The sequence below is a fragment of the Pantoea ananatis LMG 2665 genome (genome assembly GCF_000710035.2).
Taxonomy (GTDB): Bacteria; Pseudomonadota; Gammaproteobacteria; order Enterobacterales; family Enterobacteriaceae; genus Pantoea; species Pantoea ananatis.
Genome location: NZ_JMJJ01000010.1, coordinates 97,645 through 121,614 on the forward strand (window position 1 = coordinate 97,645; position 23,970 = coordinate 121,614).

The following is a 23,970-nucleotide window of genomic DNA, read 5'->3' on the forward strand; positions in this document are numbered from 1 at the left end:
CCTGAATTCTCCCGATAAAATAAGACTGGATTCTCATTTTTGCGCCGGACTGGCGCGATGTTTATAATTTCGCTATGAAATTTAAGCGCTTATTAATTCGTCCCAGGGATGGGCACCGAAGTGGTAGATGTAGAGTAATACTAAGGAACAGTCGATGAAATTGAGCGTAATGTCTAATGCCGCCTGGATGATGTCTGAAAAGATTATCTCCGTCTTTGGCGTCATTTTCGTGACGTCATATGTGGCAAAATCCTTCGGTCCGACCCTATTTGGTCAGATGGCATTTTCAACGTCATTATTTGCTATGGTGCAAACCATAGCCCTCTTTGGCACTGAAACAATTTTGTTTAAACGTGTCAGCAAAAATGCGGCCAAAGGTTTACGTTTAATGCGCATCGCACGCACGTTGCGCATGGGTTTATTACTTCTCACCTCAGGGCCAGTATTAATTTGGGTTTGGTACAACATGCAGGAGAACTTCCTGGCATTTGCACTGGCCTCTTTTGTTGCGTCTGTTTTTGTCACACAGGACACCTTTAGCGTTTACAACAATGCACGATTGGCGTCAAAGCTGAATACCGTGGCGAATGCGATTGGCATGCTGATGAGTTTTGCCCTGAGCTTTATCATTGCCTGGCTGCGTCTCAATCCATTGTGGCTAACGCTTTCGGTTATCACGGTCACGCTGGTGCCTTACGCCATCAAACGTTACACCTTTTATCAGGCACATCAGGACCAGCTTCCGCCGCGCGAGACGCGAACGCTGTATTTGCGTTACCTGATGTATGCCGGATTGCCTCTGGCGATTTCCAGCATTTTTATCTCTGTCCAGGTAAAAGCCGCGCAGATGTTTTTGGCTGGCATCGCATCGGCCCAGGAGCTTGGCTTGTTTGCCGCAGCCAATACCATCGCCGCCTCGTGGATTTTTATTCCCGTCGCACTCATCACCTCGTGCTTTAGCGAAATTTTTCGCGCGCGCGGTGAGGAAGCGATCAGGCTGACGGCGCGGCTCAATGGCTACGTGATGGCCGTGTCTTTGCTGATGTTGCTGATCGTCGCACTGTTCGGTGAACAGATAATCATCGCGCTGTATGGCCCAGCGTTTACCCAGTCAGGCAATCTCATCACCCTGCTGTCGATAGCGACCAGCTTTTCGGCGCTGGGCACCGTCGCGTATCGCTACATGGTAAAGGAAGGGGGCTTTGATTATTTACTGAAGAAAATCATTTGTCTGGTGATCATCAGTATGCCGCTTTCCTGGTGGCTGATTCAGGGCTATGGCATTACAGGAGCCGCATGGAGCGTTTTTCTATCAGAGCTCCTGTCCCTGACCGTCATGAATTATTTCTTTAAACACGGCGTGATTCAAAAAATCCAGGTTTCCTCACTCAACTACAAAACCTACAAATGAGGTCAAATATGCTCAAGTTAAAACACGAGCTCAGAAGAAGTTTGCAATACTTCATCAAGAAGATGCCCTGGACTTATCAGGACCGGATTTATTATTTCCGTAAGTTCAGAAGGCTCCCCAACCTGCGTGAGCCCAAGGTGTTCAATGAAAAAGTGCTGTATCGCAAGTTCATTCATGGTGACTATCAGCTCTATGCCCGCCTGTCTGACAAGTTTTCGGTGCGTGAGTTTATTGCTGAGAAGATCGGCAATGAATATCTGATACCGCTGCTTCATGACACGACCGATCCCACCACGTTGAACAATCTGACGCGTTGGAAGGGAACGGTGATCAAACCGAATCATGCGTCAAACATGGTCGAGATCGTGCTGGAGGAACCTAACGCACTCCGGAAGCAGCAAATCATTCATAACTGCTACACGTGGTTAAAGACTGACTTCGCCAACGAAGCGCGTGAGATTCACTATCGCTATATCAAGCCACGTATTCTGGTTGAGCAATACATCGGTGATGGCAAAAGTGCCCCGGTTGACTACAAGTTCCACATGTTTAATAAGCGCGATGGCAACTTTGAGTATGTGCTTCAGGTCATTTACAACCGCTGTCAGCCTCAGCTCTCAATGAATTTTTATGTGAACAACCTGAGTGAGGCGTTCCATAAAATTCGCGATACCGGGCTGGACGTTTCGGCGGTGATGCCATCGTTACAACAGGCCCTGGCGTTAAGCAAAACGCTGGCCAGCGACTTCGACTATGTCCGTGTTGACTGGTATATCCATGATGAACAAATTTATTTTGGCGAGCTGACGTTCACGCCAGGCGCAGGCATGGTGACGGGTCTGGATCGCGGGCTGGATAAGATGATGGGTGAAATGTGGATTCAGGATCGTCGCGGAACGCAGAGGCCGGACGTAGAAATACAGGACGTTGCCATTCCTGTTATGTTGAAGAAAATTTGACGCTACACAGCAATATAAAAAACCCCGCTTTGCGGGGTTTTTTATGAGTTTATCAGGGCATTTGCCAGTTAGCGGGCGCTCGACTCATCACGTCGATAAAGACATCTTTAGAGACGCTAAAGAAATGGTGCACGTTTTCCATACTCAACGTGATGCCCATCAAGCCGGTCACGAACCAGCACGACATCCCAACGCCTACGCTGCCACAGAGAAACGCCATGACGTGATGACTGTCCTGGCGGAGACGGGTTTTTAGCGTGCTGGCAAAGAACATCATTATCGCGCTAAGCAATTCCCAGCGCATAACAAGAAAACTGGTGGTTAAAGTCGCCATCAATTTTGACCTCAAAATCGGAGATTACGCCTGACTGTCTGCGAACATCACGTCGGCGGAAAAGTCTGTCAGGTCGGGCTCTTTCGTCGGCAACAAGTGTCATAATGTGATGTGGGTCACACTATATCATCCGATTTCTGATTTTTGTACAAAATTTGTCTGATCTGGCAGCAGAAAAAGAGGGCGCTTACGACAAGGTTGGGGCACTAAATGCGGCGTGCGCCTGGGCAGGCGCACGGAGCGCGTCAGCTAACCGGACAGCATTCTCCCGTTGTCCGCTGGGTAAAGCTGGTCATCGTGTCGCTGCAGTCAAAGCGCATCAAACGCGGACGCTGGATGGCCTGGCGGCGCATCGCGTGGCGATAAGCCGTGGGCGTTTGTGAAAACTGGCGACGAAAAACGCGTGAGAATGTCTGTTGCGAGTCATAGCCATATTGCATCGCAATATCAAACACTGGCCGCTGCGTTTGTCGCAGCGCTTCAGCGGCCAGCGTCAGGCGGCGTTCGCGAATATAGCCACCCAACGTCTGTTTCGTCACGCTACGGAACATACGTTGCAGATGCCATTTCGAATAGCCTGATTTGGCGGCGACTTCGTCAATTGACAGGCTCTTATCCAGGTTTTGGTCAATCCAGTGCGTCAGTGAATGAATGATCTCTTCTTGTATCATGGCCTCATCCTTCTGGTGAATTTCCCCTTAGCGTTCATGCGGAATTGACAGGCTTTCGGCGATAAAACCGGGTCCGCTCGCTGGCGCATGACATCATAAGGGAAGGTGTCGTTCTGATGGGAAAAGAGTATAATTCCTCAAGTTAACTTGAGGTAAAGTGCCAAATGAAAAAAGATCGCAATTACCCAAAACCCGTGCTGACACCGGGCGAAGTGGCGCGCCGAAGCGGCGTCGCCGTTTCTGCACTGCACTTTTATGAAAGCAAAGGGCTGATTTTCAGCACCCGCAATAGCGGAAACCAGCGGCGTTACAGCCGTGATGTGCTGCGACGGGTGGCCATTATTAAAATTGCACAGCGCATTGGTATTCCGCTCGCCAGCGTCAGTGACAGCCTTGAGAACATGCCGGCAGATAAGCGGATGTCTGCTCAGGAATGGGGCAATCTGACGCAGCACTGGCGCGACGAACTGGATAAGCGCATCGAAACGCTGACGCGCCTGCGTAACGATCTGGATGGCTGCATTGGCTGTGGGTGTTTATCAATGCGTGACTGCCCACTGCGCAACCCTGGCGACCTGCTGGGCCAGCAGGGCTCTGGCGCGGTACTGCTCGATCCTGAGCAGGATGGTTCCCTGCATAAGACAAGGTGACGTCTATACTTGCAGCATATTCACTCACAGGGAACCATGATGATCACCGTTCACCATCTTGAACAATCGCGCTCTCACCGGGTGCTGTGGATGCTGGAAGAGCTGGAAGTGCCTTACCAGGTCAAGCGCTACCAGCGCGAACCCACGATGCTGGCGCCGGACGCACTAAAAAAAGTGCATCCGTTAGGGAAGTCGCCCGTGATCACCGATGGCAATCGCGTGGTGGCCGAGTCCGGGGCCATCCTTGAGTATCTGGAAGAAAGATACGACAGCGAAAAGCGGCTGCAGCTCACCGATGAAGAGGCGCAGCTACAGGCGCGTTACTGGCTGCACTACGCAGAAGGTTCACTGATGCCGCTGCTGGTGATGAAGCTGGTTTTTGGCCGCCTTGGCAGCGCGCCGGTGCCGTGGTTGCTTCGCCCCGTGGGCGCGGCGCTGGGCAAAGGCGTTCAGAAAGCCTGGCTGGATAAACAACTCAAATTGCACAAGCAGGTCATTGAAGCTCACCTTTCAACACAGCCGTGGTTCGCGGGTCAGCGCTTCAGCATTGCGGATGTGCAGATGAGTTTCCCTATTCTGGCGCTGAGCCAGCGCGCCGGACTGAAAGATGCCCCCGCTACGCAAAAATGGTTAACGACCGTGCAACAGCGTGCGGCCTGGCAGCGCGCTATTCAACAAGGCGGTGAGATTAACCTTTCTGGCTGATGCACGTTGCCCGATGACGCCGCCCGGCGTCATTCTTGCCTGCCTTCTCGTGATTGACGCCTTATCCTGACGGACAGAATGTTAAATGATGGTATCAAGAGCATTCCTGATGTTATCAACCTGATCTTTATAGTCACCAATCCTCACTCAGCGGTTGAAAAACGGCGGTTAAACGCCGGATAATCTGCCCCCTTTAAACGGGGCAGCGTGACGTCCCGTTCTGTGCGGCGAAGTAAACGTTTGCCTTTTGCCGGCTGCCCGCTGGCGATGACAGGTTTCCAGGGACGTCAGGGCCGTTACCGCACGATCCCACTACAACAATTTTTGAGGCTCAACTATGTCAATTGAATCACGCCCGTCCGGTGGAAAGCTGGATGCCTGGTTCGCCATCTCGGCCCGTGGCAGCAGCGTGCGACAGGAAATTGTCGCCGGGCTGACTACGTTCCTCGCCATGGTTTATTCAGTGATCGTGGTGCCCGGCATGCTCAGTAAGGCGGGATTTTCACCCACGGCGGTGTTCGTTGCGACCTGTCTGGTGGCGAGCGTGGGATCGATCATCATGGGGCTGTGGGCGAATTTACCCATGGCAATTGGCTGTGCTATCTCACTGACGGCGTTTACCGCTTTCAGCCTTGTGCTGGGTCAGCACATTAGCGTACCCGTGGCGCTGGGTGCCGTGTTCCTGATGGGCCTGCTCTTTACCCTGATTTCCACCACCGGGATTCGCGCCTGGATCTTACGCAATCTGCCAATGGGGGTTGCGCACGGAACGGGCGTCGGCATTGGTCTGTTTTTGCTGCTGATTGCGGCAGACAACGTGGGACTGGTCGTCAGAAATCCAGCCTCAGGGTTACCCGTGGCCCTGGGCCAGTTTACGTCGTTCCCCGTCATGATGTCATTGCTGGGGCTGGCCGCCATTTTTGGCATGGAAAAACGCCGCGTGCCTGGCGGTATTTTACTGACCGTTATCGCGATTTCTGCTCTGGGGCTGGTGTTCGACCCGGCCGTGCGCTGGCAGGGACTGTTTGCCCTGCCCAGCCTGCGTGATGCGCAGGGTGAGTCACTGCTCTTTAGCCTGGATATCATGGGCGCCTTGCAGCCTGCGGTGCTGCCCAGCGTGCTGGCGCTAGTGATGACGGCGGTCTTTGATGCCACCGGCACGATCCGCGCGGTTGCGGGCCAGGCCAATCTGCTGGATAAAGACGGGCAGATCATCAACGGTGGTCGGGCGCTGACCACGGATTCCGTCAGTAGCCTGTTTGCTGGCCTTGTCGGTGCTTCGCCGGCGGCAGTCTACATTGAGTCTGCCGCCGGTACGGCGGCGGGCGGTAAAACCGGCCTGACGGCGATCGTTGTGGGTCTCCTGTTCCTGGTCATTCTGTTCATGTCGCCGATCGCATACCTGGTGCCGGCTTACGCCACCGCGCCAGCGTTGATGTATGTCGGCCTGTTGATGCTGAGCAACGTGGCCAAGATCGATTTCGGTGACTTCGTTGATGCCATGTCCGGCCTGCTCACGGCGGTGATTATCGTGCTGACCTGTAACATCGTTACCGGCATTATGATGGGGTTCGCCACTCTGGTGGTGGGCCGTCTGTTTGCGGGCGAGTGGCGTAAGCTCAACGTGGGCACTGTCGTGATTGCCGCCGCGTTAGTCGCCTTTTATGCCGGAGGCTGGGCGATCTGACTGTCAAACCGGACGTTCAGCGGAGCGTCCGGAATTATCCGCTTTTTGGTCTTTTAAGCACGGCTTGCTTTTCCTGCCCTGGCCAGTTTGTTTTACACTTTTAACTTATAGTTGATTCGAAGATAACAACCGCCTAAGGAAAGCATGGAAATCTTTTTTACTATTTTAATTATGACACTGGTGGTGTCGCTCTCCGGGGTCGCCGCACGTATCTTGCCTTTTCAAATCCCGCTACCGCTGGTGCAGATCGCCGTCGGTGCTCTACTGGCCTGGCCTAACTTCGGCCTGCATGTGGATTTTGATCCGGAACTGTTCCTCGTCTTATTTATTCCGCCGCTGTTATTTGCTGACGGCTGGAAAACGCCGGTTAGCGAGTTTCTGCATTACGGGCGGGAAATTCTTGGCCTGGCGCTGGTGCTGGTGCTGATTACCGTCGTCGGAATTGGCTATCTGATTTACTGGACGGTTCCCGGTATTCCTCTTATCCCTGCTTTCGCCCTGGCGGCAGTGTTATCACCTACCGATGCCGTGGCGCTGTCAGGCATTGTCGGCGAAGGCCGCATTCCTAAGAAAATTATGGGAATACTTCAGGGCGAAGCCTTGATGAACGATGCCTCTGGCCTGGTTTCACTGAAATTTGCCGTCGCGGTGGCGATGGGCACCATGGTGTTTAGTTGGGGCGGTGCCAGCGTCGAATTCCTGAAAGTGGCGGTCGGCGGCTTAATTGCCGGTGTTGCGGTCTGCTGGCTCTACGGTAAGTCACTGCGTGTCCTGAACCGCTGGAGCGGTGGGGACGATGCCGCCACACAGATCGTCCTGCTGCTGCTGCTGCCGTTTGCCTCGTATCTGATTGCAGAACACCTGGGCGTTTCCGGCATTTTAGCCGCCGTCGCGGCCGGGATGACCATCACGCGCTCCGGTATTATCCGTCAGGCCCCGCTGACCATGCGACTGCGCGCCAATAGCGTCTGGCACATGCTGGAGTTTGTGTTTAACGGCATGGTGTTCCTGATGCTGGGCCTGCAATTGCCCTCTATCCTGGAAAATTCCATTCAACAGGCGAACGCGGATCCCAACGTGGATATCTGGATGATCTTTGCAGATATCGCATTGGTCTATGCGGCGTTAATGGTGGTGCGTTTCGGCTGGCTGTGGATCATGCAGCGTTTCAGCAAGCGCCTGTTAAAAAACAAGCCGTTAGTTTTCTCTAGCTACTCTTTGCGCGAACTGCTGATTGCCTCTTTTGCGGGCGTGCGCGGGGCCATCACCCTGGCGGGTGTCCTGTCGATTCCCCTGTTCCTGAGCAACGGCAATCCTTTCCCGGCGCGCTATGAGCTGGTGTTTATCGCAACCGGCGTGATTCTGTTCTCGTTACTGGTTGGCGTCATTGTTCTGCCGGTGCTGCTGCGCGGCGTCGAGACGATGGATAAGAGTGCCCATCGGCACGAACTTCAGCATGCAAGAGCGGTGATGGCCGGTGTGGCTATCGAGAGTCTGCAAAAGATGGAGGCACGGCTCGAAAAGGAAACCGACGAAAATATCGATCCTGAGCTGCTGAAAGAGGTCAGCCTGCGTGTCATCGGCAACCTGCGTCGCCGTGCGGAGGGGAAAAACGACCTTGAGCACGCGCTGTTTGCCGAGAACCTGGAACGTCGCTTCCGTTTGAACGCACTGCGTGCCGAACGTGCCGAAGTGTATCACCTGCGTGCCACCCAGCAGATATCCAACGAAACGATGCAAAAATTGTTGCACGATCTGGACCTGCTGGAAGCGCTTCTGATCGAGAAAGAAGAGTAAACTCCCTGTTGCGCCGCGCCCGCCCGGTCACCTGCGTTCTGCGACGGCCGGGCGGGCTGCTGCACTAGACGGAGAGGCGCGGCGCCTGATCGGGCCAGTGTTCGCGGCAACACGCAATCCACGCCTGCGCGCTGCGTGACAGATAGCTGCCTTCCCGCCAGATCAGCCCCAGATGCCACTGAAGCTCGGATTCCAGCGGCAGCCACAGTAACGACTGTTTATCTAACCGCTGGCATATCGGCTCCGGCAAAATTGCCAGCCCCATCCCGGCCTGCACCATGGCGGCCAGAAAATCCCACTGCCCGCTACGCACGGCAATGGTAGGGGTTATCTCCTGACGCTGAAAAGCTTTCATTAACTGGCGGTTCAGCGAAAACTCTTCATTAAAGATCAGCAAAGGATGCGGAGCCAAATCGCGCAGGCTGAGCTGGGTGCGTTGCAGCCAGGGTTCCTGACGGGGCAGTAAGACACATAACGGATGCTGCATCAGCGATAACGTTTCCAGGGGTAATTCGGCATCGACCGGGAGCGCCGTCAGGGCAATATCCAGCGTGCCTGCCAGCACCGCCTCCTGAACCGTTAAGCCGCCAAACTCAGCAATGCTGAGTTCCACGCCCGGATACCGGCGACGAAACGCCGAAACCGATCCGGCGATCTGCATGCCGACCATTGGGGGAATACCGAGCCGCAGCTTGCCGGTTTTCAACTGATTGATATCGCCTATCTCTGCCTCAAGCTGATGGAACTCCTGCAAAATAGCCAGTCCGCGTTGATAAACGGCTTGTCCGCTGTCCGTGAGATGCAGGCGACGTCCATCGCGAAGCAGTAGCGCGCAGTCCAGCTCCTCTTCCAGCTGACGCACCATTTTGCTGATCGTCGGCTGCGTCACAAACAGCTTTTGCGCGGCCCGGGTAAAACTCTGCTGACGTACCACTTCGGTAAAGTAACGCAACGCACGAACGTCCATAACTATTCCTTTCTGGCATGATTTTAATAATTTTAATTCATTTTTTTCACAATACCTCGTGATTCTATACTGAGCGCATTAACGATATGGGAGAAAAATGATGGCCCTGGCATTGCCGCGCCTTAACCTCGACAGGCTGCAACGGCTCAGCTTACCGCTACAGCTGGCGCTGTTTATCTCGGTATTCGTCGCCAGCGAGCAGCTGGTGAACTGGCTGCATCTGCCGCTGCCGGCCAACATTGTCGGCATGCTGCTGATGTTAATGCTGATTGCGCTACGCGTTTTACCGCTGCGCTGGGTGAAAGTCGGTGCCAGCTGGCTGCTGGCAGAGATGCTGCTGTTTTTTATCCCGGCAGTGGTGGCGGTGGTGAATTACGCTGATCTGTTGCAGATTGATGGATGGCGGATTTTTGTGGTGATTGCGGTCAGTACGCTACTGGTGCTGGCAACGACCGCCCTGGTGGTGGATCGCCTGTACCGCTTCGAGGTCGCGCGGGCCGCGCGTAAGCAGGGCGGCGACGATGCGTAATCTGTTTATCAGCCTGCTGTGTGCGGCCGTCACGCTATTGATTTATTACCTGAATAAACGGCTGTATCGCCGCTGGCCAACACTGTTACTGATGCCGCTGATCATGACGCCGCTCATTCTGGTGGCGCTGCTGCTGCTGACCCATATCAGCTGGCAAAACTATATTGCGGAAAGCCACTGGCTACTGTGGCTGTTGGGCCCCGCGACGCTGGCCTTTGCGGTGCCGGTCTATGAAAATCTGGCGGTGATTAAACGCCACTGGTTATCGCTGAGTGCCGGTGTGTTAACCGCCACAACAGTCTCGGTATGCAGTTCCGTCTGGCTGGCGCGCTTACTGAATTTACCGGAAACTATTCAGCGAAGTCTGGCCGTGCGCTCCATTACTACGCCCTTTGCGCTGGCGGCGGCCAAACCCATGGGTGCGCAGCCCGATCTGGTGGCGCTGTTTGTGGTTGTGACAGGCGTATTTGGCATGGCGGTAGGGGATGTGCTGTTCCTGCGCATCGCCATCAAACAGGGCGTGGCGAAAGGGGCCGGATTCGGTGCCGCTTCGCACGGTGCCGGTACGGCACGCGCTTATCAACTGGGGCAGCAGGAAGGCGTGGTATCAAGCCTGGTGATGATGCTGTCTGGTGTAGTAACCGTCATACTGGCGCCGTTCATCGGGCACCTGATGTGGGCACACTGAGCCCGGTGATGACAGGCCTGAATGCGCCTGTCATCCGCTCTTTTCCGCTTAACTTACAGCGCGTTGTCCGTTTTGGCACAAAATGACATCTCTTTTTACGTAAAGCTTTCCAAATTTAGTTGTCACCTCGTTTCAGACTGCTACCCTTGATGCGGAATTATTTGACCCATCATGGAGAGAATCATGTTTAAGCAACTTGTTACCGGAAGCGCTCTGAGCTTCATTATGCTGAGCGGCGCCGCGCAGGCCATCGAGGGCAGCGTCGATGTTGGCGAGCACAGCACCAACCTGAATGTCGGTTTGGGCACGACCTCACCAGGCCTGTTCCTGAACGGCAACTGGTTGCGTAGCGATCATGACGGCAGCACTTACGGCGCTGGCCTGGGCTACAACGTCGATTTCGGCGATCTGCGACTGGCGCCAACCGCAAAGGCGATTTTTACCCATCCTGAAGACGGGAAAGACGGATTTGCGGTGGCGCTGGGCGGCAGCGCGCAGTACAACTTCAACAGCATGTGGGGCCTGTACGGCCAGTATTATTATGCGCCGGAAGGCCTTACCGATCATCTTGACAGCTACCAGGAAGCGAGCGGCGGTGTGAGCTTTACGCCGGTCTCTCTGCTTAACCTGCGCGTGGGTTATCAGTATATCGAGCTGAATAATAAAGGCGGTCGTAAAGACAACGTCCTGGTCGATGGTCCATACGTGGGCGCATCACTGCGCTTCTGATAGTGGCCTGAGAAAAAGGGCAGGGACCTCGCGGACCCAGCCCTTTTTTTTATGCCCGGGAAAAGGGATTAGTGCGCTTTGCCTTGCTCAATACCGGCACCGGTCTGGGAGCGAATAAACTGCGCCCGGAAGCGTGAACGCTCTTCTGCGCCCTGTTGCGAATGATCGGTAACCGAAAACAGCCAGGTGCCCACAAAGGCGATAGTAATAGAGAACAGGGCCGGATATTCATACGGATAGATCGGCGAAGCATGGCCCAACACCTGAACCCAGACGGTAGGGCCAAGAATCATCAGCACCACGGCGGTGATCAGCCCTAACCAGCCGCCGACCATCGCGCCGCGGGTGGTGAGTTTAGACCAGTACATGGAAAGCAGGATAATCGGAAAGTTACAGCTGGCCGCAATCGAGAACGCCAGGCCGACCATAAACGCGATGTTCTGTTTTTCAAACAGAATACCCAGGGCGATCGCCACGACACCGAGCACCAGCACCGTAATTTTCGATACCCGCAGCTCGTCGCGCTCGCTGGCCTGGCCCTTACGGTAAACGCTGGCATACAAATCGTGAGAGACCGCCGAAGCGCCCGCCAGCGTCAAGCCAGCCACCACGGCCAGAATCGTGGCGAATGCCACGGCTGAAATAAAGCCCAGGAAGGTGCTGCCGCCAACCGCATTCGCCAGGTGTACCGCCGCCATATTGGTGCCGCCGATTAACGCGCCGGAGGCATCTTTAAAGGCCGGGTTGGCACCGACCAGCAGTATGGCGCCGAAGCCGATAATAAAGGTCAGAAAGTAGAAGTACCCCATAAAACCGGTGGCCCAAAATACGCTTTTACGTGCCTCTTTGGCGTCGGCAACGGTAAAGAAGCGCATCAGAATATGCGGCAATCCCGCCGTACCAAACATCAGCCCCAGCCCCAGCGACAGGGCAGAAATGGGATCTTTAACCAGCCCGCCGGGCTGCATAATGGCCGCGCCTTTCGGGTGGACAGCCATCGCTTCGGTGAACAGCGTATTAAAGCTAAAACCGGTGCTTTTCATTACCATAATGGCCATGAATGAGGCACCAAACAGCAACAGAACGGCTTTGATGATCTGAACCCAGGTCGTCGCCAGCATGCCGCCGAACAGCACGTACATCACCATCAGGATCCCAACCAGGATGACGGCGATGTGATAATTGAGGCCGAACAGAAGCTGGATCAGTTTACCTGCCCCAACCATCTGAGCAATCAGATAGAGAGCAACTACCACCAGTGAACCGCAGGCTGACAGGGTGCGTATGGGTTTTTGCTTCAGGCGATACGAGGCAACATCGGCAAAGGTATAGCGCCCCAGATTACGCAGCCGTTCTGCAATCAGAAACAGAATCATCGGCCAGCCGACCAGAAAGCCCAGCGAATAGATTAAGCCGTCATAGCCCGAGGTATACACCAGCGCCGAAATACCCAGAAAAGAGGCGGCGGACATAAAGTCGCCTGCCATGGCCAGCCCATTCTGAAAGCCGGTGATATTTCCGCCTGCGGTGTAGTAATCGCTACGCGAACGCGTTCGCTTCGACGCCCAGTAAGTGATACTCAACGTGGCGCCGACGAAAATCACAAACATGACGATCGCCTGATAGTTAACAGCCTGTTTCTGTACCGCGCCCGTAATGGCATCGGCGGCCAGAGCAGAAAACGGCAGCAGCGCTGCCAGCATCCACAGCATAAGACGGATCATGGTTTTACCTCGCTGAGGATAGCCTTCGTCAGACGATCAAACTCGCCGTTTGCGCGCCAGACGTACACGCCGGTCAGGACAAAGGAGATGACGATCAGCCCTACGCCGAGCGGAATGCCGCGTGTCACATTGGTGCCGGCATGAAGAGGCGTGCCCAGCCAGCCAGGGGCAAAAGCAATAAGCAGAATAAAGCCGACATACAGCACCAGCATAATTAACGACAGCAGCAGGGCAAAGGACTGGCGCTTGTGTACCAATTCCTGAAAGCGAGGATTACGTTCAATTTGTTGGTAGATCCTTTCCTGTTCGGGCAGGGCATCATTCATCACATTATCTCCAGAAGCATGCAGGCGTGGACCTCACGCAAAAGCGTGAATGAGTTATATTTTTGTGACTACAGAAACACACTACGTAGGGAAGTGGTGGCGGAAAGCCTGATGCTTTCCGCCGGGTTGTTACGGCATGGTGATGGACTGTTTCTCTTCAAGCAGTTTCTCAACGACGCCAGGATCGGCCAGCGTTGACGTATCGCCTAAATTACTGGTATCACCCGCGGCGATTTTCCGCAGGATACGGCGCATGATTTTACCGGAGCGGGTTTTGGGCAGAGAGTCGGTCCAGTGCAGCACATCGGGCGTGGCGATCGGGCCAATTTCTTTGCGTACCCAGTTACGCACTTCGGTGTAAAGCTCTGGTGAGGGCTCCTCGCCGTGATTCAGGGTGATATAGGCGTAAATCGCCTGGCCCTTAATGCTGTGCGGGATCCCCACCACAGCGGCTTCGGCAATTTTAGGGTGGGAAACCAGGGCCGATTCGATTTCTGCCGTGCCCAGACGATGCCCTGACACATTCAGCACATCATCCACGCGGCCGGTGATCCAGTAATAACCGTCCTCATCCCGTCGCGCGCCGTCACCGCTAAAGTAGGCATTTTTGAAGGTAGAGAAATAGGTTTGTTCGAAACGGTCGTGATCGCCGAACAGCGTTCGGGCCTGGCCTGGCCAGGAGTCAGTGATAACCAGGTTACCTTCGCAGGCTCCCTCCTGAGGATGCCCCTCATTATCGACCAGCGCGGGCTGTACGCCAAAGAAAGGCGTGGTCGCAGAACCGGCCTTAAGCCGCGTTGCGCCGGGTAGCGGGGTGATCATAAACCCCCCGGTTTCGGTCTGCCACCAGGTATCCACTATTGGACACTGGCTGTTGCCGATTTTTTTGTGATACCACTCCCAGGCTTCCGGATTAATCGGCTCACCGACCGAACCCATAATACGCAGGCTGCTACGGTCGGTGCCTTCAATCGCCTTGTCCCCTTCGGCCATCAGTGCGCGGATAGCCGTGGGCGCGGTGTAGAGCAGGGTGACTTTATGCTTATCCACCACCTGCGCCATGCGGGCGGACGTCGGCCAGTTGGGCACGCCTTCAAACATCAGCGTCGTGGCACCGCAGGCCAGCGGGCCATACAGCAGATAGCTGTGGCCGGTAACCCAGCCTACGTCAGCCGTACACCAGTAGATATCGTCCTGATGGTAGTCAAAAACAAACTTAAAGGTGGTCGCGGCGTAAACCAGATAGCCGCCGGTCGTATGCAGCACGCCTTTCGGCTTGCCGGTTGAACCTGAGGTATACAGGATAAACAGCGGATCTTCTGCCTGCATTTCTGCCGCAGAGTGGTTGGTACTGGCGTTCTGCATCAGCTCGTGCCAGTGCCTGTCACGTCCTTCAACCCAACCGACGTCTTTGCCGGTACGTTGAAAGACCACGACGTTTTTCACGCTGTTTACGTTGGGATTTTTTAACGCATCATCCACATTTTTTTTCAGTGGGATCGTACGCCCCGCGCGCACGCCTTCATCGGCTGTCACAATTAAGGCTGCACTGGAGTCGATCACGCGACCTGCCACCGCTTCCGGTGAAAAGCCGCCAAAAATAACCGAATGCACGGCGCCAATGCGCGCGCAGGCCAGCATGGCGACCGCGGCTTCCGGCACCATTGGCATATAAATCGCGACGACATCGCCTTTTTTAACCCCGAGCAGCTCCAGCACGTTGGCAAAGCGACAGACATCGGCGTGAAGCTGACGAAAGGTTATTGTTTTGCTTTCGTTGGCATCATCACCTTCCCAGATGATGGCAGGATGATCGCCCCGGGTTGCCAGGTGACGATCCAGGCAGTTCGCCGCCAGATTGAGCGTGCCGTCCTCATACCAACGAATGGAAATATTGCCAGGCGCAAAAGACGTGTTTTTAACTTTGCTGTAAGGCTTTATCCAGTCAAGGATTTTACCTTGCTCCCCCCAGAATGTTTCTGGATCGGTAACCGATTGCTGGTACATCGCCTGATACTGTTCGGCAGTAATCAGCGCGTTTGCTGCAATATTTTCTGGAACAGGATAGATATGATGTTGGCTCATGGCGAATCTCCTTGAAGATGTTAATCATATGTCAATCAATGGTTAAGTGAAGCCCGACAACGGGTTTTGTTTCTTTTTTGCGCCATAGATCACGCGTTAACCTTGCTGACATAAAAACGTCGTGAATTGGATAAAATCACCCTAACTCCCTGCAAAAAATGGGGATTTAAGTTGCAACATTTTGTGAAGGGCTCTGGTTAAAAAAACAGCGAACGAACCGCGCAGACATTGAGCATTGCCTGAATAGCTATGCGAAAACTTATCGAAGGTTTACTTTTCATAACAGCAGGTTAGGGATTTGCGCCTGTGCCAGCATTTTATGCTTAAGAGATGGTGAAGTTTTAATCGAAGCCTCCAAGGGTTGCATTTACCACAGTGAAAATGGTACTTATCTCGCCCCTGATCATCAGGTATCAACTCAGACCGCGTCTGAAAATGGGTATGGAAATCATCGCATTTCAATGCGGGACGCCGTCTATAAACACCCTCTAATTTACCGGGCTTTTTGCTCACTTCCCTGTGTGTATTGTCTTCTGCACCTTCGCAGTAGAGAGAAACGGGTTTTGACTGAGGAAATTACGCGTTATGAAAGGTTTTAAAATCAGCCTTGCCTGGCAGATTCTGATCGCACTTGTGCTTGGCATCATCGTGGGTGCCGTGTTGCATAATCAGCCAGAAGATCGTGAATGGTTAGTCAATAATATTCTCAGCCCGGCGGGCGATATCTTTATTCATCTGATTAAGATGATTGTCGTGCCCATCGTGATTTCATCCTTGATTGTCGGCATTGCGGGTGTCGGGGATGCGAAAAAGCTGGGACGCATTGGTCTCAAAACCATTTTGTACTTTGAAGTGATTACCACCGTTGCCATTGTTGTTGGTATTACCCTGGCCAACGTGTTTAAGCCCGGCACTGGCATTGATATGTCTACGCTGGCAACGGTGGACATCTCTAAATATGAAGCCACAACCGCTCAGGTGCAGGAAGGCACCCACAGTCTGGTGGCGACCATCCTGTCGCTGATCCCGCAGAACATCTTTGCCTCCATGGCGAAGGGTGAAATGCTGCCGATTATCTTTTTCTCGGTACTTTTTGGGCTGGGACTGTCCGCTCTACCGTCAGAACAGCGCGATCCGCTGGTCAATCTGTTCCGTGGCGTATCAGAAACCATGTTTAAAGTGACGCATATGATTATGCGTTACGCGCCCGTGGGCGTGTTTGCGTTGATCGCCGTGACGATTGCTAACTTTGGCTTCGCGTCGCTGTGGCCGCTCGCGAAGTTGGTGCTGCTGGTATATGTGGCGATCCTCTTCTTTGCCTTTGTGGTGCTGGGAGCGGTCGCGCGTTTCTGCAAGCTACGCATTACGACGCTGATGCGCATTTTAAAAGATGAGCTGATCCTGTCTTACTCAACGTCCAGTTCAGAAACCGTGCTGCCGCGCATCATGGAGAAAATGGAAGCCTATGGCGCGCCCAAAGCGATTACCAGCTTTGTCGTTCCGACCGGCTATTCGTTTAACCTGGATGGATCAACGCTGTATCAGAGCATCGCCGCCATCTTTATTGCTCAGCTGTATGGCATTGATCTGTCGCTGACGGACGAAATTATTCTGGTGCTGACGCTGATGGTCACCTCCAAAGGCATTGCGGGCGTGCCCGGCGTATCCTTTGTTGTGCTGTTGGCAACGCTCGGCAGCGTGGGTATTCCGCTGGAAGGGCTGGCGTTTATTGCGGGCGTGGACCGCATTATGGATATGGCCCGCACCGCGCTCAACGTGGTGGGTAATGCTCTGGCAGTGCTGGTCATTGCGCGCTGGGAAAACCAGTTCGATACAGAACAGGCTAAAGCGTACGAATTACAGTTACGGACGCAAACCGCCAGTTAACAGCGGGTTAGCAAGACAAAGGCTCAACGGTGGTTGGGCCTTTTTTTTACCCCGTTTTTATCACCGCAGAAAAAAACGTGGGCAGAGGATGAATTATTCATTCGTTGTGTTAAAAATATCCAGAATAAATTATTCCTGTGGAGGACGAGTGTGAAAATCGATCTCAGTCAGATGATCACGGAAGGGCGCAATCCGGCCAGCCAGCATATTGATGAAATGAGCACAGAGGCGATGCTGCGGGTCATCAACGAGGAAGACAAAAAAGTCGCTCTGGCCGTGGAGGCGATCGTGCCGGAGATTGCGCGCGCGGTGGAGGCGATCTGCGCGGCGTTCAGCGCAGGGGGACGTCTGGTTTACTGCGGTGCCGGGACATCCGGCCGTTTAGGTATTCTTGATGCAAGTGAATGCCCACCAACTTTCGGAACACCACGCGACCAGGTTATTGGCCTGATTGCCGGGGGCCATCAGGCCATCTTACAGGCGGTAGAAAACGCAGAAGACAATGTGGAACAGGGCGCTCAGGATCTGAAGGCTATTCACTTTAGCCGCCACGACGTGCTGGTCGGCATCGCTGCCAGCGGACGGACGCCCTACGTATTGGGCGCGCTGGATTATGCCCGGCAGTGCGGTGCCTCCACGATAGCGCTGACCTGTAATCCACACAGCAAAATGTCTCAGGTCGCCGATATCGCCCTGACGCCAGTAGTGGGGCCTGAAGTGGTGACGGGATCATCACGCATGAAAGCCGGAACCGCACAGAAGCTGGTGCTGAATATGCTCACCACCGGAGCGATGATTCGTAGCGGTAAGGTTTACGGCAACCTGATGGTGGATGTTGAAGCCACTAACCAAAAGCTGGTGCAGCGGCAGGTTAACATTGTTATGCAGGCCACTGACTGTGATGAAGCCAGCGCCCGCTCGGCGCTGTCAGCCTGTGGCGGACACTGTAAAACCGCCATCCTCATGGTGTTGGCAGGATTAAATGCCGATGAGGCGATCGCGCTGCTCGCTAAGCACCAGGGCTTTATCCGCAAAGCATTACAGGATTCGGGAGCGCGCTAATGGCAAAAATGACCGATGCACTTCTGCACGATATCGTGCAGGCGGCGGGCGGCGCGGCGAATATCGTCGTATGCGGCAACTGTATGACGCGTTTACGACTGACGCTGAGACACAATCAGGCCGATATTGCCCGGCTGAAACGCCTGCCTGGCGTGCTGGGCGTCATCGACAGCGATGATCAGTTGCAGATAGTGCTCGGTCCTGGTAAGGCACAGACGGCGGCAGAACGGATGCAGGCCATCTTGGCGCAGGCGCAGGGCGATGCCGCGGTATTGCACCAGGTAGCGGCAGAACAGAAACAGCAGATAAAAGCCAGGCAGACTGGCGCGCTGCAGCAGTTCCTGGCACGCTTCGCCACCATTTTTACGCCGCTCATTCCGGGTTTTATTGCCGCAGGTTTACTGCTGGGGTTTGCCACCCTGATTGAGCAAAGCCTGCACCTGAGCACGCCTGGCGGTCATCCGGGCTGGCTGATTCAGGGCGTGGCCTATATGAAAGTGTTCGGCAAAGGGCTGTTTACCTTCCTCAGCATTCTGATTGGCTACAACGCGCAAAAAGCCTTCGGCGGCACGGGCGTAAACGGGGCCATCATCGCCTCGCTGTTTATTCTGGGCTACGTGCCGGATGCCAAAGTCGGCTATTACAGCGGTATGGACAGCTTTTTTGGTCTGGCTATCGATCCGCGCGGTAATATCATCGGGGTGCTGCTGGCGGCCATGTTTGGTGGCTGGCTGGAAAGGCAGCTGCGCACGATCATTCCAGACAATCTGGATATGATTCTCACCTCGCTGCTGACCTTATTGATCACGGGCGCGCTGACATACCTGCTGATTATGCCGGTCGGCGGCGAGCTGTTTAAGGGCATGTCATGGCTCTTTATCCACCTTAATAACAACCCGTTTGGCTGTGCGCTACTGGCCGGACTGTTCCTGATCGCCGTCATGTTTGGCATTCATCAGGGATTTATCCCGGTCTATTTTGCCCTGATGGAAACCCAGGGATTTAACTCACTGTTTCCGATTCTCGCCATGGCGGGTGCCGGTCAGGTCGGTGCCTCGCTGGCGCTCTGGTGCAAAGCGGAAAAGGGCGCGCTGCTGCGTGCCCAGATAAAAGGCGCTATCGTGCCAGGGTTACTGGGCGTGGGGGAACCGCTTATCTACGGAGTAACGCTGCCGCGCCTCAAACCTTTTATTACCGCCTGCTGTGGCGGTGCGGTCGGCGGGTTCTTTATTGGCTTAGTGGCATGGCTGGGGCTGCCGGTAGGCATGAATACCGTATTTGGTCCGTCTGGACTGGTCACGCTGCCGCTGATGACGTCGCATCAGGGGATTTTTGCCGGCATGGCTGTCTATCTGGGGGGATTGATCGTCGCCTGGGTTAGCGGCTTTTTACTGACGTGGTGGTTCGGCACCCGCAATGTCGACCTGCGCTGAATTGATAAATAAAACACGAAGAAAGCCTGTTAAGCAGGTCTGTAAAAAAATAAGGATGGGGAATCTGTTGCATCAAAACGTCCCTAACACTGTCTCGGGCTTACCAGTCTGCGTACTCAACCCGCTACGTTCGCAATGAATGATCGCGGTATAAATACCAAAAGCCGCCCTAAAGCGGCTTTTTAAATGCAACAAATTTGCGCGTAGCACTAAAGAGTCATTACGCAAGTGCCGAAAACATAAAAAAAGGTAATCTTTACCTTTTAACACTCACTCATTAACACTTCTGGTGTAAGTCTGACTGGTACGAGCAAGGACTCCTATGCGCAATAACCAACCTGTTTCCCAGCGTGAATATGTCTATGACGATCATGCCACACTGATGTCAACGACCGACCTGAATAGCTATATCACCTATGCCAACGACGCCTTTATTGAGGCCAGTGGTTTTACCTCTGATGAGGTAAAAGGGCAGCCGCACAATATGGTGCGCCATCCGGATATGCCACCAGAAGCCTTTGCAGATATGTGGGCCACCTTAAAACAGGGTGAACCCTGGACCGCGCTGGTTAAAAACCGGCGTAAAAACGGAGACCATTACTGGGTGCGGGCGAATGCCATTCCGGTGGTGCGTGACGGCAAGGTCCAGGGCTATATGTCCGTACGCACTAAGCCCTCAGCGCAGGAGGTTAAACAGTGTGAAGCGCTGTATCGCGATTTCCGCGAAGGACGCGCAAGGGGCCGCCAGTTTCACAAAGGGCTGATTATACGCAGCGGCTGGCGTCGTCTTGGATCGATATTAAAAACGTTGCCGCTCCGCTGGCGCATTCGCACTGCGTTACTGGCTGTCTTGCCGCTGTCGGTTGCGGGCGTCTGGGCATTGGGCATTGCGCCACTGGCGCTGGCGGGCTTTACGGCCGGTATGGCCTGCCTGCTGTTGCTGGCCAGCCTGTGGCTCGAACAGCAGATCTCGCGTCCCATCGAGCGCATGTGCAGACAGGCGCTGCGTGTGGCAACCGGTGCCAGCCATCAGGTTGAGCAGATGGATCGCATCGACGAGGTAGGACTGACGCTACGCGCCATTGGACAGCTGGGGCTGATGTTCCGCTGGTTAGTCGATGATGTCAGTGGCCAGGCCATTAATGTGCTGAGTGCCAGTGATGCGATTGCCCGTAGCAATAATGAACTGAGTCGTCGCACCGAGCAGGCGGCGGCCAACGTACAGCAAACGGCCGCGACCATGAACGAAATGACTGCAACGGTAAAAAGTAATACGCAGACCGCACAGGAAGTGAGTTCGCTCTCTGTTAACACCAGTGAAGCGGCAAGCAAGGGCGGCGAGGTCATGAAGGAGATGATGGGAATGATGGCAGAAATCGCTGACAGCTCACAGCGCATTGCCAGTATCACCAGCGTTATCGACAGCATTGCCTTCCAGACCAACATCCTGGCGCTGAACGCGGCGGTAGAGGCGGCCAGAGCGGGTGAACAGGGGAAAGGGTTCGCTGTGGTGGCCGGTGAGGTGCGGAGCCTGGCACAGCGCAGCGCAAAAGCCGCCAGCGAGATTAAAGCGCTGGTTGAAACCAGCGCCAGCCGGGTCAATTCGGGTAACGAGCATGCGGGTGCCGCAGGCCATACCATGCAGGACATTGTGCAGCAGGTCCAGAACGTGACGTCACTGATCGGCCAAATCAGCGCCGCGACAGCAGAACAGTCCACCGCGTTGAGTGAAGTGAGCACGGCGGTGGAAGATCTGGACGATATTACCCATCAAAACGCCGCCCGCGTTCAGGAAAGCGCAGAAGCCTCAGGGCGCATGACGCATCAGGCTAACCGGCTGGTTGAAGCGATCAGCGTGTTTCGCTAAGACGCGACCGCCTGCGTGCCTGTATAGCCGGCACGCAGTGCACCGGGTGACTGGCCGATTATTCTTTTAAAGGCCCGGCTAAAAGCGGCCAGTGAACCATAGCCCAAATCGAAAGCGACCGTTTCCAGCGCCTCACCATGGTCGGCGATGCGTTTAACCGCCAGTCGCATGCGCAATTCGGTCAGGTAGCGCAGCGGCGTCATACCGGTGGCATGAAGAAAGCGTTCGGCAAATACCGAGCGTGAGCTACCGGCTTCGCGCGCTAAACGTTCTACCGTCCAGTTCTCGCCCGGAGAACGGTGCATGGCGGCAATGGCCTCACTCAGGCGCGGATCGCGCATCGCTTGCACCAGCCCGCTACTTTGCCCACAGCCATTTTCTACCCAGCCACGCACCACCAGGGCCGCAACCACATCCGCCAGACGCGAAAGAATCCCGGCGTGACCCGCGTGTCGGGTACGTGATTCACGCTCCATCGCCTCCAGCATTGGGCGAATCTCCGGGTAGTGTGACAGCAGCGTACTGACCAGCATGACGTCCGGCATCGTGTTGATCAGCGGCTGCATGCCGCCCAGTTCAAATGCCATGCTGGCGCTGAATAACAGGACGCTGTGGTCATCTTCACAGGCATCAGCCGGTGCCGTAATGGCACAGATACTGTCACAGATCGGTTTGCTCGCCATCGCGTCAATGCACTGACAGTCGGCATCCTCACTGGAGAGCAGGCTGTGCGGCTTACCGTGAGGGATCAGCAGGGCATCGCCACTGTTCAGCGTGAAAAGCGCGCCGGATGCGCCACGCACCAGCAGCGTACCGCGCCCGACAAAATGAAACTGGGCCCGTCCCGGAGAATCATTAAAGCGCAGGCCAAAAGGGGCGCTGACGGCAATGCGCTGGTAGTTAACGCCATACAGGCGCATGCCCATTAGCAACTCACTGGTCAACTCATCGTAACGGCTCATCACAGAAATCCAGACGAATTATCAAAAATGACGGTGTAACCATCATAGATCGTCTTGCTCATCCCCTCTATGCTCAGCACTACTTTTTTTTCCGGAGAAGCAACATGAGTCTCAACACTGAAGTGGCTGATGAGGTTTCCATACCCACTCAGCCAGCGTGGGGCGCCGTCTTTGCGATGTCGTTTGGCGTATTTAGCCTGATTACCGCCGAGTTTTTACCTATTAGTTTGCTGACGCCGATAGCGCGCAGCCTGAACGTTTCGGAAGGTCTGGCGGGACAGACAGTGACCGTCACGGCCCTGATTGCGCTTCTCACCAGTCTGACGGTAGGCAGCCTGGTCCGACGCATCGATCGCCGGGTGGTGATGCTGGCCTTCTCATTACTGCTCATCGTTTCCGCATTGATGGTGGCACTGGCCGCCAATCTGACCGTCATTTTGCTGGCGCGCGTCCTGCTGGGGGTGGCCATTGGTGGCTTCTGGACGTTGTCTACCGCTATTACCATGCGGCTGGTGCCCGCCGATCAGGTCCCTCGCGCACTCTCCATCGTGTTTAGTGGTATCTCACTGGCGACCATTATTGCGACCCCGCTGGGCAGTTATCTGGGCGGGCTGGTAGGCTGGCGAGCGATCTTCCTGTTTACGGCGGGCCTGGGCGCGACTTCCCTGCTCTGGCAGTTTTTCACCCTTCCCGCCATGCCTGCCGAAGGCAACGCGCGCAGCGGCGGTGTGCTGGCGTTGTTACGGATAAATGTCATGCGCTGGGGAATGCTGGCGGTGATCATGATGTTTACTGCCCACTTTGCTTTTTTCACCTATCTGCGACCGTTTCTGGAAAGCGTGGCGCGGCTTGACCTCAGCCAGCTGTCTCTGGTGCTGCTGGCATTTGGCATCGCTAACTTTGTGGGTACGTATCTGGCCGGTTATCTGGTGACACGTAGCGTATCACTGACGCTGAGCGGAATGGCCCTGCTGATGGGCGCGACGGCCCTGATGCTGGTGAGTTTTGGCCATACTGGCTGGCTGGTTGCAGGCGGTGTCGCGATCTGGGGCCTGGCGTTTGGTTCGATGCCGACGGGCTGGTCTACGTGGATTTCACGTGCGGTGCCAGACGATGCTGAATCGGGCGGTGGGTTACTGGTGGCAACCATTCAGTTGGCGATTACGGTGGGCGCGGCGGCGGGAGGCTGGATGTTTGACTTACGCGGTGCAGGCGGCGTTTTCCTTGCCAGTAGCGCGCTGATGCTGGTGGCGGCAGTAACGATCTTTTCCCGCGTCAGGCATCACGGTTAATGAGACTCATGGCAGCGATATATGCTGCCTTTTTATTGCGGTCTGGTTTTTTAACCTTTTGTGTTTTAACAGGGCTAAACGTGCTTTTCAATTTCAGTTTTATTGAACAACTTAAGCAAAACCCTCTGCTTTTTTCTGATCAATATTCGGCCTATTATGTTTTCACACAAGGCAAAACGCCTTAAATAAACTGAAAATGACCGAG

The 23,970-nt window shown here is 54.7% G+C and carries 21 protein-coding genes; 14 read left to right on the forward strand and 7 right to left on the reverse strand.

What is annotated here, in order from left to right; all coding sequences use genetic code 11:
• Positions 1-154: 154 nt before the first annotated feature.
• A complete protein-coding gene (locus EL29_RS19455) occupies positions 155-1,411 on the forward strand; it encodes an oligosaccharide flippase family protein (RefSeq protein WP_013024178.1) in 1,257 nt (418 codons plus the stop codon).
• An 8-nt stretch (positions 1,412-1,419) separates the two neighbouring features.
• Positions 1,420-2,370, forward strand: a complete 951-nt coding sequence (locus EL29_RS19460) for an ATP-grasp fold amidoligase family protein (RefSeq protein WP_019105654.1) — start codon at positions 1,420-1,422, stop codon at positions 2,368-2,370.
• A gap of 52 nt (positions 2,371-2,422) precedes the next feature.
• Here the strand turns inward: EL29_RS19460 and EL29_RS19465 are convergent, their stop codons facing one another.
• Together EL29_RS19465 and soxS are read right to left on the reverse strand one after the other, a co-directional pair.
• Complete coding sequence (locus EL29_RS19465; protein WP_014606931.1) at positions 2,423-2,704, reverse strand: YjcB family protein; 282 nt, start codon at positions 2,702-2,704, stop codon at positions 2,423-2,425.
• 245 nt (positions 2,705-2,949) lie between these two features.
• The gene (soxS, locus tag EL29_RS19470; RefSeq protein ID WP_013024181.1) at positions 2,950-3,375 is read right to left on the reverse strand and encodes a superoxide response transcriptional regulator SoxS; all 426 of its coding nucleotides are present in this window, start codon (positions 3,373-3,375) and stop codon (positions 2,950-2,952) included.
• Between the two features lie 164 nt (positions 3,376-3,539).
• Here soxS and soxR point away from each other — a divergent pair, with 164 nt between their 5' ends.
• The 4 genes from soxR (at position 3,540) to EL29_RS19490 (ending at position 8,214) form a co-directional block, all read left to right on the forward strand.
• The gene (gene soxR, locus EL29_RS19475) at positions 3,540-4,025 is read left to right on the forward strand and encodes a redox-sensitive transcriptional activator SoxR (protein ID WP_013024182.1); all 486 of its coding nucleotides are present in this window, start codon (positions 3,540-3,542) and stop codon (positions 4,023-4,025) included.
• A gap of 39 nt (positions 4,026-4,064) precedes the next feature.
• Complete coding sequence (locus EL29_RS19480; RefSeq protein ID WP_026020990.1) at positions 4,065-4,730, forward strand: glutathione S-transferase family protein; 666 nt, start codon at positions 4,065-4,067, stop codon at positions 4,728-4,730.
• Between the two features lie 337 nt (positions 4,731-5,067).
• Positions 5,068-6,417, forward strand: a complete 1,350-nt coding sequence (locus EL29_RS19485) for an NCS2 family permease (RefSeq protein ID WP_028715930.1) — start codon at positions 5,068-5,070, stop codon at positions 6,415-6,417.
• 144 nt (positions 6,418-6,561) lie between these two features.
• Entirely contained in the window at positions 6,562-8,214 is a 1,653-nt protein-coding gene (locus EL29_RS19490) for a Na+/H+ antiporter (protein WP_013024185.1), read from the forward strand.
• A gap of 64 nt (positions 8,215-8,278) precedes the next feature.
• Here EL29_RS19490 and EL29_RS19495 read toward each other — a convergent pair whose 3' ends face one another.
• Complete coding sequence (locus EL29_RS19495; RefSeq protein WP_013024186.1) at positions 8,279-9,181, reverse strand: LysR family transcriptional regulator; 903 nt, start codon at positions 9,179-9,181, stop codon at positions 8,279-8,281.
• A 97-nt stretch (positions 9,182-9,278) separates the two neighbouring features.
• Between EL29_RS19495 and EL29_RS19500 the strand changes: the two genes are divergently transcribed.
• The 3 genes from EL29_RS19500 (at position 9,279) to EL29_RS19510 (ending at position 11,127) form a co-directional block, all read left to right on the forward strand.
• On the forward strand, positions 9,279-9,710 hold the full coding sequence (locus EL29_RS19500) for a CidA/LrgA family protein (protein ID WP_015701251.1): 432 nt from the start codon (positions 9,279-9,281) through the stop codon (positions 9,708-9,710).
• Positions 9,703-10,398, forward strand: coding sequence for an LrgB family protein (locus tag EL29_RS19505; protein ID WP_013024188.1), 696 nt, complete (start codon positions 9,703-9,705; stop codon positions 10,396-10,398). The genes EL29_RS19500 and EL29_RS19505 overlap by 8 nt, the downstream gene beginning before the upstream one ends.
• A 183-nt stretch (positions 10,399-10,581) precedes the next feature.
• Complete coding sequence (locus EL29_RS19510; RefSeq protein WP_014606929.1) at positions 10,582-11,127, forward strand: YfaZ family outer membrane protein; 546 nt, start codon at positions 10,582-10,584, stop codon at positions 11,125-11,127.
• Between the two features lie 68 nt (positions 11,128-11,195).
• Here the strand turns inward: EL29_RS19510 and actP are convergent, their stop codons facing one another.
• From actP to acs, 3 genes are all read right to left on the reverse strand, one after another.
• Positions 11,196-12,851, reverse strand: a complete 1,656-nt coding sequence (gene actP, locus EL29_RS19515) for a cation/acetate symporter ActP (protein ID WP_013024190.1) — start codon at positions 12,849-12,851, stop codon at positions 11,196-11,198.
• A complete protein-coding gene (locus EL29_RS19520) occupies positions 12,848-13,177 on the reverse strand; it encodes a DUF485 domain-containing protein (RefSeq protein ID WP_014606928.1) in 330 nt (109 codons plus the stop codon). Before EL29_RS19520 ends, actP begins: the two co-directional genes overlap by 4 nt.
• Before the next feature lie 129 nt (positions 13,178-13,306).
• The gene (gene acs / locus EL29_RS19525) at positions 13,307-15,262 is read right to left on the reverse strand and encodes an acetate--CoA ligase (protein ID WP_014606927.1); all 1,956 of its coding nucleotides are present in this window, start codon (positions 15,260-15,262) and stop codon (positions 13,307-13,309) included.
• 585 nt (positions 15,263-15,847) lie between these two features.
• Here acs and gltP point away from each other — a divergent pair.
• From gltP to EL29_RS19545, 4 genes are all read left to right on the forward strand, one after another.
• Positions 15,848-17,149, forward strand: a complete 1,302-nt coding sequence (gltP, locus tag EL29_RS19530) for a glutamate/aspartate:proton symporter GltP (protein ID WP_014595076.1) — start codon at positions 15,848-15,850, stop codon at positions 17,147-17,149.
• A 150-nt stretch (positions 17,150-17,299) separates the two neighbouring features.
• Entirely contained in the window at positions 17,300-18,211 is a 912-nt protein-coding gene (murQ, locus tag EL29_RS19535) for an N-acetylmuramic acid 6-phosphate etherase (protein ID WP_028715931.1), read from the forward strand.
• The gene (gene murP / locus EL29_RS19540; RefSeq protein WP_028715932.1) at positions 18,211-19,644 is read left to right on the forward strand and encodes a PTS N-acetylmuramic acid transporter subunit IIBC; all 1,434 of its coding nucleotides are present in this window, start codon (positions 18,211-18,213) and stop codon (positions 19,642-19,644) included. Before murQ ends, murP begins: the two co-directional genes overlap by 1 nt.
• A 322-nt stretch (positions 19,645-19,966) precedes the next feature.
• Positions 19,967-21,511, forward strand: coding sequence for a methyl-accepting chemotaxis protein (locus EL29_RS19545; RefSeq protein WP_028715933.1), 1,545 nt, complete (start codon positions 19,967-19,969; stop codon positions 21,509-21,511).
• On the opposite strand, the gene EL29_RS19550 is transcribed toward EL29_RS19545, so the two are convergent.
• Complete coding sequence (locus EL29_RS19550) at positions 21,508-22,473, reverse strand: AraC family transcriptional regulator (protein ID WP_014595080.1); 966 nt, start codon at positions 22,471-22,473, stop codon at positions 21,508-21,510. The genes EL29_RS19545 and EL29_RS19550 overlap by 4 nt on opposite strands.
• A gap of 104 nt (positions 22,474-22,577) precedes the next feature.
• On the opposite strand from EL29_RS19550, the gene EL29_RS19555 reads away from it, so the two are divergent.
• On the forward strand, positions 22,578-23,765 hold the full coding sequence (locus EL29_RS19555) for an MFS transporter (RefSeq protein WP_013024197.1): 1,188 nt from the start codon (positions 22,578-22,580) through the stop codon (positions 23,763-23,765).
• The last annotated feature ends 205 nt before the right edge of the window (positions 23,766-23,970 follow it).